This window comes from Alicycliphilus denitrificans K601 (assembly GCF_000204645.1).
Classification (GTDB): domain Bacteria; phylum Pseudomonadota; class Gammaproteobacteria; order Burkholderiales; family Burkholderiaceae_C; genus Alicycliphilus; species Alicycliphilus denitrificans.
The window spans coordinates 302,443-311,662 of the sequence record NC_015422.1 but is presented as its reverse complement, the minus strand read 5'-3'; the positions used below and the strand labels follow the sequence as shown (position 1 = coordinate 311,662).

The window sequence follows — 9,220 nt, the reverse complement described above, 5'->3', positions numbered from 1 at the left end:
GTTCAAGCGGCTAGGGGAAGGGGTTCGTCGGCGGCGGCTTCGGCCAGGAAGCCGCCCACCAGGCGGGCGAAGCGCGCCGCGTGCTCGATCTGCGTCCAGTGGCCGCAGCGGCCGTAGACGTGCAGCTGTGCGCGCGGCAGCCAGTCGGCCAGCGTATAGGCGTTGGCCAGCGGTATCACGCGGTCCTCGCGGCCGTGGATGACCAGGGTCTCGTGCGGCAGGCGGCGGATGTCGCTCTCGCGGCTCGCCAGCGCATCCACCCAGCGCTGGCGCGGCGCGGGGAACATGGCGGCAAACGATTCGTGAAAGCCCGGGCGGATGCTGGCCTCGTAGCGCAGGCGCGCGAGTTCGTCGTTCACCAGCGCACGGTCGAAGGCGAAGATGTCCAGCAGCGCGCGCATGGCCTCGAAGGACGGCTCGTAGCCCCACACCGCATCCAGCCCCGGCGTGATGGCGAACGGCACGCCCACGCTGCCCATGAGCACCAGGCGGCGCACGCGCTCGGGGTGGCGGATGGCCAGCGCCAGCGCCAGGCCGCCGCCGAAGGAGTTGCCCACGAGGTCGGCGCGCGCGATGCCCAGTGCGTCCAGCAGGCCCACGGCCTGGCGCACCCAGGCGTCCAGCCCATAGGCAAAGCCGGCCGGGCGCTCGCTGTAGCCAAAGCCCGCCATGTCGGGCGCGATGACGCGCGCACGCTCGGCGAGCGCGGGCATCACCAGGCGCCAGTTGGCCCAGGCCGACACGCCCGGGCCCGAGCCGTGGATGAGCAGCACCGGATCGCCCTGCCCCACGTCGTGGTAGTTGGTGCGTAGGCCCGCGGCGGCGATGGTGTGCGCCAGCTCCGGGTTACGTGCGGTGTCGGTCATGCTTGCTATCGTTGAAGTAGCTTCCTGCGCTTGTTTGGCAAGCGCTGGAGGCCGATTTGATTCAAAACTTCACCATCACGTTGCGCAGCTCGGTATAGAACTCCAGCGAGTGCACGCCGCCCTCGCGGCCGATGCCGGACTGCTTGGAGCCGCCGAAGGGCGTGCGCAGGTCGCGCAGGAACCAGGCGTTGATCCAGCACAGGCCGACCTCGATCTGGTGCGCCAGGCGGTTGGCGCGCGCGATGTCCTGCGTGAACACGGCCGTGGCCAGGCCGTAGCGGTTGGCGTTCACCTTGCCCAGCACTTCTTCCTCGGTATCGAAGGGGCTGATGTGGCAGCAGGGGCCGAAGATTTCCTCCGTCACCACGGTGGCGGTCTCGGGCAGGCCGGTCCAGATGGTGGGCTGCACCCACGAGCCGCCGCGCAGCGCCTCGGGCATGTCGGGAATGCCGCCGCCGGTGACGATGGTGGCGCCCTCGTCCCTGGCCTTCTGGTACAGGCCCAGCACCTTGGCCTGGTGCTTCTTGCTGATGAGCGGGCCGATCTTCGTGTCCTTGTCGAACGGCAGGCCGGGCTTCATGGTCTCGGCGCGTTCCTTCAAGGCGGCGACGAGCTTCGCGAAGATCGGGCGCTCCACGTACACGCGCTCGGTGCCCAGGCAGACCTGGCCGGCGTTCTCGAAGCACGAGCGCGTGAGCGTGTCCACGGCCACCTGGAAGTCGCAGTCGGCGAACACCACGGCGGCGTTCTTGCCGCCCATCTCCAGCGACACCGGGCGCACGCCGTCGGCGGCGGCCTTCATGATGGCGCTGCCGGTGCGCGTCTCGCCCGTGAAGGTGATGCCGTTCACGCCCGGGTGCCTGGTCAAAAATTCGCCCGCCGAGCCGGGGCCGAAGCCGTGCACCACGTTGTACACGCCCTTGGGCATGCCCACGGCGTTCATCACCTCGCCCAGCAGCGTGGCGGTGGCCGGCGTCTCCTCGCTCGGCTTGACGACCACGGTGTTGCCGCAGGCCAGCGCCGGGCCGACCTTCCAGGTCATGAGCAGCAGCGGCAGGTTCCACGGGCACACCACGGCGATCACGCCGCGCGGCACGCGCACGCCGTAACTCAGCGCCGTCTTGCCGTCGGGCGTGCGCATGTTGAACGACTCGGTGGCCGTGCTCTTGATGGTGTCGATGAAGATCTGGAAGTTGGCCGCGCCGCGCGGAATGTCCACGTGCGATGCCAGGTGGTGCGGCTTGCCGGTGTCGGCGATCTCGGCCTGCAGGAAGTCGTCGAAACGGCGGTTGATCTCGCCCGCCACGGCGTCGAGCAGCTTGCAGCGCTCCACCACCGCCAGGCGCCCCCAGTCGCCCTTGAGCGCGGCCTGGGCCGCCGCCACGGCTGCATTCACCTCGCCCTGGCCGGCCTCGTGGATGCGTCCGATGAGGCTGCCGTCCACCGGGTTGATGTCGTCGAACGTCTTGCCGCTGGTGCCCCTGACGTACTCGCCGTTGATGAAGTTGAGAAACTCTTTCATGGTGTCACTCTGTTGTTGCATAGGTGAAATGGCTTGGGGGGGCTGGGTAGGACGCTCTTTTTTGAGTCTTGGCTAGTGGTTTGGATGTTGCTGGCCGGGATGTGCGCCCGGCGGCGCACTCACTTTCTTTTGCTTCGCCAAAAGAAAGTAAGCAAAGAAAAGGCGACCCTGCTGTCCGTGTCCCTTCGCTGCGCTACGGGCAACCTGCGGTGCTCGCGCATGGGGTGCGCCGTGGAACTCACTGCGCGCCTGCGGCGCTCCGTTCAGACAACTACGGCGAGCCAGTTCACGAAGCATGGGCGCTAGAGCGCCCATGCCACCCCATGCGCTGCGCTCCTCGGCACGGCCAGAAGGGAACCCGCGACACGGGCCATCGCTGCGCTCGGCCTGGAACGCGCAGGCGCTACGCGCCGCGAAGGCGGGGCCGAGCGCAGCGATGGCCCGTGCTGTCTCCAACCCCCTTGAGGCTGCGCCTGCGGCGGGGCGCTTGCGGGGTGAGCATGGGCGTCGCAGCGCCCATGCTTCGTGCTCTGACTTGCCGCGGTTGTCTGAACGGAGCGCGTCAGCGCGCAGTGAGTTCTGCGGCACACCCCGCAAGCACCCCGCCGCAGGTTTGCCCCGCAGCGCAGCGAAGGGGTCGCAGACGTGGGGGCGTGTTCTTTGCCTCCTTTCTTGCACGAGCAAGAAAGGAGGTCGCCCGCCGGGGCGAGTCCCGGCCAGCGACACCCAAACAGCCGACGCAACCAAACCAGCGCGCATACAGATCAAGATCAGAACGCCTTCACCAGGGTGAACCGCACCAGCGACCCCTTGGGCTGCGGCCCCGTGCCCGCCGTGGCGCTGAATTCCTTGTACACCGCGCCCTTGAGGAACACGCCCGCCCCCGGCACCGGGTAGACCAGCTCGGCGCCCACGGCGTGGCGCGCGGCCTTGTTGGTGCTGGCGCCGGCGCCGTCGTCGTTCGTGGTCTGCCACTGGCTGTAGCCGACCAGGCCCGCCGACACCGCGCCGAACGACTTGCCCAAGCCCCACTCCAGCGTCAGCTGGTCGCCGGGGCGCACGCCGGCGCTGTTGCGGCCGTTGAACTCGTAGCGCATCAGCGCCGAGCCCGACAGCGTCTTGGCGCCGTCGAAGTAGTAGGTCAGGCCGCCCGTGAGCATGGTGCTCTTGAAGCCCTTGCCGGCCGAGGCCGGGTGGCTGGTGCTGGCGGTGTCGAACCACATGCCGGCGGCGGCCACGGCGTCCCACTGCGGGCCGTGCCAGCCCAGCACCAGCGGGCCGAGGTAGATGTCGCCCACGCCCGAGCGCGAGTCGGAGATGCCGGCGGCGTTGATGGTCAGCGAGGTGCGCACCAGCGGCACGATGGCCTCCACGCCGTAGTCGGCGCCGAGCAGCTTGTGGCCGGTGATCCAGACGAAGCGGTTGGCCAGCGCCGTGACGGTGCCGCTGTTGTGGCCCGGCAGGTTGGTGCTGCTGCCGGGCGCGCGGAAGTCGTCGATGTTGTAGTTCACCAGGTAGCCCAGGTAGTACATGCCCGGGGGCGGCACGCTGGCCGCCTGTATGCCCTCCACGCCGGGCACGTAGTGGCCGTCGGCGTGCGCGCCGGTGGCGGCCAGCAGGGCCAGGGCGGCCGCGGCGGCCGCGGCGGCGATGCTTGTCGTTTTCATGGTGTGAGTTCCTTAGGTTTCTTCGAGGCCCAGCGCCGCCAGCGCGGCGCGGGCACAGATTTCGTCCTGTTCGGCGCTGCCGCCGGATACGCCGATGCCGCCGATCAGCACCCCGCCCTCGCGCATGGGCAGGCCGCCGCCGAAGACCACGTTGCGCGGGCGCTGGGGCATGCCCAGGCGCAGCGCCTCGTCGCCGCGCAGGATGCCGACCCACTGCGCGGTGGCAAAGCCGAAGCCCGCCGCCGTGTAGGCCTTGTCGATGGCGATGTCCACCGAGTGCAGGAAGGCCCCGGGCATGCGCAGGAAGGCGGCGAGCACACCCGAGGCGTCGGTGACCGCCGCGTTCACGCGGATGCCCAGCTCGCCCGCCTTGGCGCAGGCCGCGGCCACTGCCGCGTGCGCCGCCTCGGCGGTGATGGCGCGCTGCTCGACGCTGCGCTGCATCAGGTCACCACGCTCAGGAAGGCGTCGTTGAGCTTGCGGTCGTGGTAGAAGATGCCGCGCCCCACGTGCTCCCAGCTCCAGGTGATGGGGTGCATGTCGGGGTAGTGGTCGTAGCCGCCGCAGAAGGTCTCCAGCCGGTTGCCGCTGGGGTCGAAGAAGTAGATCGTGGTGCCCTGCGTGATGCCGTGGCGCGTGGGGCCGATGTCGATGGACACGCGGTTCACGCTCATGATGTCGGCGGCGCGCAGCACGCTTTCCCAGCTCGGCATCTGGAACGAGACGTGGTGCAGCTTGCCGTCCTCGCCGTGGCGCACCATGGCGATGTCGTGCGCCTTGGCGCTGCAGGTGAGCCACACGGCCAGGTCGGTCTTGCCGTCCTCGAGCTTCACGCGCTCCACCAGGGTGAAGCCCAGCACCTCGGTGAACAGCTTCACGTTGCCGTCGATGTCGCCGCCGTAGAGCAGGCAGTGGTCCATGCGGATCGGGCGGATGCCGGGGCCGTCGAGCACGTCCACGTCGGGGTCCTGATAGCCGATGCCGTTGCCCACGTCGGTCTTCTCGGCATACAGCTCGATGGTGTGGCCGGTGGGGATCTTGAAGCGCACGCGCTCGCCGGTCTCCAGCAGTTCGCCGGCAGGGATGCGCTCGGTCTTCACACCATAGGCCTGCAGCTTGCGGTCGAAGTCCTCCAGCGTGGCCTTGTCGAGCACCTTGAAGGCGAAGAAGTCGATGCCGGCCTGGTCGGCCTGGCGCAGCACGACGCTGTTGTGGTCGCGCTCGGCGCGGGTCTTGAAGTACGCGCGGCCCTGCTGGTCGCGGCCCATGGGCACGAGGCCCATGACGTCGGTGTACCACTGCACCGATTCCTCCAGGTCCAGCACGCGCAGCTGTGCGTGTCCGGGGCGCAAAACGCCTGTCATTGCCATGGTGTGTCTCCTTTACGTTGTTTCAGGGTGTGGAAAGGGTTGGCGCCGCCTGTTCCTGCGGGCGGCATACGTTTTTCTTCATGGCACCGACCACGCTCACGCGCAGGTCGCTGCTGGGCTTGATGCGGCACGAGAGCACGCAGCCGCTGGCTTCTTCCTCGGCGCTGACGTGGGCGCGGCTCATGACGCGCTTGGCATAGCGGCCTTCGAGCACCTGCACCTTGCACACGCCGCAGCCGCCCTGGCGGCAGCCCACGGGGATGCCCTTCCTGCCCAGGGCCTCCATGCCTTCGAGCACCGAGCGCTCGTCCAGGCAGCGGTAGCTTTCGCCGGTCTCGGCAATCGTGATGGTGTAGCTCGCCATGGCCCGCGCGCCCTCAGATCTTCTTGAACAGCGGGCTGCGCACCTGCTGCGCGTCGGCGGCCGAGATGAACTTCTCGGTGTAGATGTCGCGCTCGAACAGGCGGCCCTGCATCAGCGTGCTGATGCAGGCGTCGATCATCAGCGGCGGGCCGCACAGGTAGGCCTTGTGGCCGCGGAAGTCGTTGCCGAAGTGCGCCTTGGCGGCCTCGTGCACGTAGCCGCGCGCGCCCTGCCAGCCGCTGCCCTCGGGCTCGCCCGAGAGCGCCGCCACGTAGGTGAAGCGCGGGTGCTCGGCGGCCAGCTGCAGGAATTCCGCGTGGTGGTACAGCTCGTCCTGCGCGCGCGCGCCGTTGACCAGGGTGATGGGCTTGTCGCCGCCGGCGGCGAGCAGGTCCAGCACCATGGAGCGCGGGCTGGACAGGCCGGAGCCGCCGGCCAGGAACAGGTAGCCCAGCCCTTGCTTGTCGTGCGCCGAGGCGCGCACGAAAAAGCGCCCGTAGGGGCCGGACAGGCGCACGCGCTCGCCCGGGCGCAGCTGCTGGTGCACCCAGCCCGTGCCCTTGCCGCCGGGCACCAGGCGGATGTTGAGCTCGATCTCGCTGGCCTGCGCCGGGCTGCTGGCGATGGAGAAGGCGCGCGGCTGGCTTTCGCCCGGGATCTGCAGGTTGATGTACTGCCCGGCCTGGAAGGTCATGGGCGCGTCCAGCTCGATCCACACGCCCTTGATGGTGGGCGTGAGGTCCTCGATGCGCGAGACCACGCCGGCGAAGTCCTGCACCGGCAGGTTCAGCGCGTCGGGCTCGTCGTCGATCTCGGCCTCGATCACGGCGCTGTCGGACTCCAGCGTGGCGCAGCAGGCCAGGCACAGGCCCTCGTCGCGCTCGTAGTCCATGAGCGCGAAGCCGCTGGCCTCGCCGTGTTCGACTTCGCCGTCGGTGACCTGGACCTTGCAGGTGCCGCACAGCCCGTGGCAGCAGGCGTGGGGCAGGTAGATGCCGGCGCGCAGGGCGGCGTCGAGGATGGTCTGGCCTTCCTCGACCTCGATCACCTGGCCGAGCGGTTCAATGGTGAGCTGGTGGCTCATGGCGTACTCACAGACTTCAAATTCAATAGCTGCTGGCGCTTGTTGCGTGCCGGCTGGATGCCGATTTCATTCAAAAGCACGAACCCTGCAGGCCGGTCAGCCCGGGCGTGCGGAAGCGGATCACGCTCTTGTGGCCCAGGCCGTTCTCGGCCACGGTCTTGTCCATGTCGGGGGTGAAGGGCTTGCCCGAGACGAACCATTCGGCCCGGTTCCAGTCGATGCGCGCGAAGTCGGGGTGCGCGCCGTAGAGGCCGGGCAGCGCGCCCTGCACCATGTCGCCGAACCGGGTAGCGGGCGGCATGGGCACGCAGAACGGCGCGCAGAACATCTTGTGGTCTTCCCAGCCGATGTACAGCAGCGGCGCGGGGAACTTGTCGGCGGTGTCCTGCTGCGGGAAGTCGTAGGGGGCGGCGGATGTGACGGCCATGGACTTGTCTCCTGTCGTGTGGGGTGGGGTGGGGTGCGCGGCGCAGCCCGGGCTGCGCCTTGCGCGTCAGTTGCTGGTGGACTGCGCGCGCCAGGCCTCGAAGTTCTTCTTGTCCTGCGAGTCGGCGTAGTCCAGGTTGTCGCGCCCGAACTCCATGCGGTACCAGCGCAGCACCTCCATCAGCGGGTCGAAGCCGGGCTTGGACGGGTCGGCGTCCTCGGGGAAGCAGTTGCCCTGGTAGATCTGGTGCACGGGCAGCCAGCTTTGCACGTACTTCTCGGGCTCGTTGTCGAAGATGTGCTTGCAGCCGTCGGAGCAGAAGTGGTATTTCTGGCCACGCCAGTCGCTCTCGCGGTAGGCGATCTTGGTCGGGTCGCCCGGTTCGGTGAAGAACATCGGGATCTGGCAGGTCTGGCACAGCATGGGCAGCGTCTTGTTGTAGAAGCGCCGGCCCTCGGCCTGCTCCTTGGCGTAGTGCTCCCACACCGGGCGGTAGTACTTGTCGAAGGTGTCGGGGTACTTCTCGCTCAGCCACTTCATGTCGGCCTCGCTCGGCGCCCAGGTGTGGAAGGGGGCCGCGGCGCCGTAGTTGTAGAACACGTTCCAGGCCTGGTGGCTCAGGTGGTCCTTGTCCTTGCAGGCCTGTTCCCAGCCGGCGGGCACCTTGATGCCGTAGCGCGCCAGGTCGGCGAACAGGGCGCCGCCGTTCTGCTCGGCGTAGGTCTCCCAGGCTTCCTTCCAGCTCATCACGCGCTTGGGCAGCATGTAGTCCATCATCATGGCCACCAGCGTGAGCACGCGGTAGCCGCGCCAGAACCACTTGTCCAGCCAGGCCTGCACGATCGGCAGGTTGTCCGGGTCCTGCTCCAGGATGAACTTGATGATCTCCAGCCCCAGCGTCATGTGGCGCGACTCGTCGGACTGGGCCGAGAAGCCGAAGGCCATGGCGCCCATGTCGCCGTTGTAGGCCGCGCCGCTGATGAAGGGCACGAACAGCAGGTTGGTGAGCACGTATTCGAACGCGAAGCCGATGGCCACGATGAACTCGAACGGCCCGGCGCTCACGGCGTCGTCGAAGAAGCTCTTGGGCACGCTGAGGTACCACACGCGGTCGTGCTGGTGGCGCCAGTTGGCGAAGCCGTTGTAGTGCTTGTTGTAGTTGGACAGCGAGTGGATCTGCGTCTGCGAGTGGCGGATCTCGTCCAGGCTCTGCATCAGGCAGGCCACGCGCGGGCCGGCGCCGGGGTACTGGCGGCCGACGTGGGCGAAGCCCCGGTGCGCCATGTATTCCAGCGGGCTGACGCCGGTGAGGAACAGCTTGAGCGCGTTGATGTAGCGCGCGTCCGTCACGCCCAGGTGGCCGTTGTTCTGCGTGAAGGCGTCGATGATGGCGTAGAGCTTGCGCTCCTTCTCGGCCTGGTACTTCCAGTACGAGTCCATGGTCATGCGGAACGGGTCCTCGAACTTGTCCCAGTCGTGGATCTTGATGCCCTCGTACTCCATGTACGGGAACACGTCCTTCAACGCCTGGTAGGTGGGCGTCCAGGCCAGGTCGCGCGTCATGAGGTTGTAGCGCTCTTTCAGGCCCAGCTTCTTGCTGACTTTCATATCCATGGTCTGTCTCCTTGTGTTCGCGGGTTCACTGATTCCAGGTCAGGCTGAGCTCGTCGTCGGTCTCGTCGATGTTTCCCGACAGGGTGATGAGGTGCACGTGCATCTCCTGCAGGTCGAACTCGCGCCCGATCTCCTGCTCGATGCTGCTCTTGCGGATCACCAGGCGGCCCGGGGCGTCGATCTTCACCATGGCGGGCTGCTGGTTGACGATGGCCTGCGGGTTGTCGGCGACGATGGCGTCGACGATGGCGCGCGTTTCCTCGTTCTTCTGGAAGGCGATGAATACGTTGGACATGGGGTGCTCTC

General features: G+C 67.9%; 10 protein-coding genes. All 10 read right to left on the bottom strand.

Annotation, left to right across the window (positions count from 1 at the left end):
* Window positions 1-2 precede the first annotated feature (2 nt).
* The 10 genes from ALIDE2_RS01390 to ALIDE2_RS01345 all read right to left on the bottom strand — a co-directional run bounded on the left by ALIDE2_RS01390 (window position 3) and on the right by ALIDE2_RS01345 (window position 9,209).
* Window positions 3-866, bottom strand: a complete 864-nt coding sequence (locus ALIDE2_RS01390) for an alpha/beta fold hydrolase (RefSeq protein ID WP_013517248.1) — start codon at window positions 864-866, stop codon at window positions 3-5.
* 61 nt (window positions 867-927) lie between these two features.
* Window positions 928-2,388 carry a 2-hydroxymuconic semialdehyde dehydrogenase gene (locus ALIDE2_RS01385; RefSeq protein WP_013721223.1) on the bottom strand — a complete coding sequence of 487 codons (1,461 nt, stop codon included), beginning with the start codon at window positions 2,386-2,388 and terminating at the stop codon, window positions 928-930.
* Between the two features lie 770 nt (window positions 2,389-3,158).
* Complete coding sequence (locus ALIDE2_RS01380; protein WP_013721222.1) at window positions 3,159-4,055, bottom strand: SphA family protein; 897 nt, start codon at window positions 4,053-4,055, stop codon at window positions 3,159-3,161.
* Window positions 4,056-4,067: 12 nt separating this feature from the next.
* Window positions 4,068-4,499, bottom strand: a complete 432-nt coding sequence (locus ALIDE2_RS01375) for a GlcG/HbpS family heme-binding protein (RefSeq protein WP_013517245.1) — start codon at window positions 4,497-4,499, stop codon at window positions 4,068-4,070.
* A complete protein-coding gene (locus ALIDE2_RS01370; RefSeq protein ID WP_013517244.1) occupies window positions 4,499-5,425 on the bottom strand; it encodes a catechol 2,3-dioxygenase in 927 nt (308 codons plus the stop codon). The genes ALIDE2_RS01375 and ALIDE2_RS01370 overlap by 1 nt, the downstream gene beginning before the upstream one ends.
* A gap of 22 nt (window positions 5,426-5,447) precedes the next feature.
* Window positions 5,448-5,789: a 2Fe-2S iron-sulfur cluster binding domain-containing protein gene (locus ALIDE2_RS01365; RefSeq protein WP_013517243.1), complete on the bottom strand. Its 342-nt coding sequence runs from the start codon at window positions 5,787-5,789 to the stop codon at window positions 5,448-5,450.
* Window positions 5,790-5,802: 13 nt separating this feature from the next.
* Window positions 5,803-6,873: an NADH:ubiquinone reductase (Na(+)-transporting) subunit F gene (locus ALIDE2_RS01360; protein WP_013517242.1), complete on the bottom strand. Its 1,071-nt coding sequence runs from the start codon at window positions 6,871-6,873 to the stop codon at window positions 5,803-5,805.
* Between the two features lie 70 nt (window positions 6,874-6,943).
* Window positions 6,944-7,300: a phenol hydroxylase subunit P4 gene (locus ALIDE2_RS01355; protein WP_013517241.1), complete on the bottom strand. Its 357-nt coding sequence runs from the start codon at window positions 7,298-7,300 to the stop codon at window positions 6,944-6,946.
* Window positions 7,301-7,366: 66 nt separating this feature from the next.
* Window positions 7,367-8,914 carry an aromatic/alkene/methane monooxygenase hydroxylase/oxygenase subunit alpha gene (locus ALIDE2_RS01350; protein ID WP_013721221.1) on the bottom strand — a complete coding sequence of 516 codons (1,548 nt, stop codon included), beginning with the start codon at window positions 8,912-8,914 and terminating at the stop codon, window positions 7,367-7,369.
* 25 nt (window positions 8,915-8,939) lie between these two features.
* Window positions 8,940-9,209, bottom strand: a complete 270-nt coding sequence (locus ALIDE2_RS01345) for an MmoB/DmpM family protein (protein ID WP_013517239.1) — start codon at window positions 9,207-9,209, stop codon at window positions 8,940-8,942.
* Between the last annotated feature and the right edge of the window lie 11 nt (window positions 9,210-9,220).

Excerpts from the sequence above, each read along its gene's own strand:
- ALIDE2_RS01355 (WP_013517241.1), bottom strand. The coding sequence starts at position 7,300 with ATGGCCGTCACATCCGCCGCCCCCTACGACTTCCCGCAGCAGGACACC.
- ALIDE2_RS01370 (WP_013517244.1), bottom strand. The coding sequence starts at position 5,425 with ATGGCAATGACAGGCGTTTTGCGCCCCGGACACGCACAGCTGCGCGTG.
- ALIDE2_RS01360 (WP_013517242.1), bottom strand. The coding sequence starts at position 6,873 with ATGAGCCACCAGCTCACCATTGAACCGCTCGGCCAGGTGATCGAGGTC.
- ALIDE2_RS01390 (WP_013517248.1), bottom strand. The coding sequence starts at position 866 with ATGACCGACACCGCACGTAACCCGGAGCTGGCGCACACCATCGCCGCC.
- ALIDE2_RS01385 (WP_013721223.1), bottom strand. The coding sequence starts at position 2,388 with ATGAAAGAGTTTCTCAACTTCATCAACGGCGAGTACGTCAGGGGCACC.
- ALIDE2_RS01375 (WP_013517245.1), bottom strand. The coding sequence starts at position 4,499 with ATGCAGCGCAGCGTCGAGCAGCGCGCCATCACCGCCGAGGCGGCGCAC.
- ALIDE2_RS01345 (WP_013517239.1), bottom strand. The coding sequence starts at position 9,209 with ATGTCCAACGTATTCATCGCCTTCCAGAAGAACGAGGAAACGCGCGCC.
- ALIDE2_RS01365 (WP_013517243.1), bottom strand. The coding sequence starts at position 5,789 with ATGGCGAGCTACACCATCACGATTGCCGAGACCGGCGAAAGCTACCGC.
- ALIDE2_RS01350 (WP_013721221.1), bottom strand. The coding sequence starts at position 8,914 with ATGGATATGAAAGTCAGCAAGAAGCTGGGCCTGAAAGAGCGCTACAAC.
- ALIDE2_RS01380 (WP_013721222.1), bottom strand. The coding sequence starts at position 4,055 with ATGAAAACGACAAGCATCGCCGCCGCGGCCGCCGCGGCCGCCCTGGCC.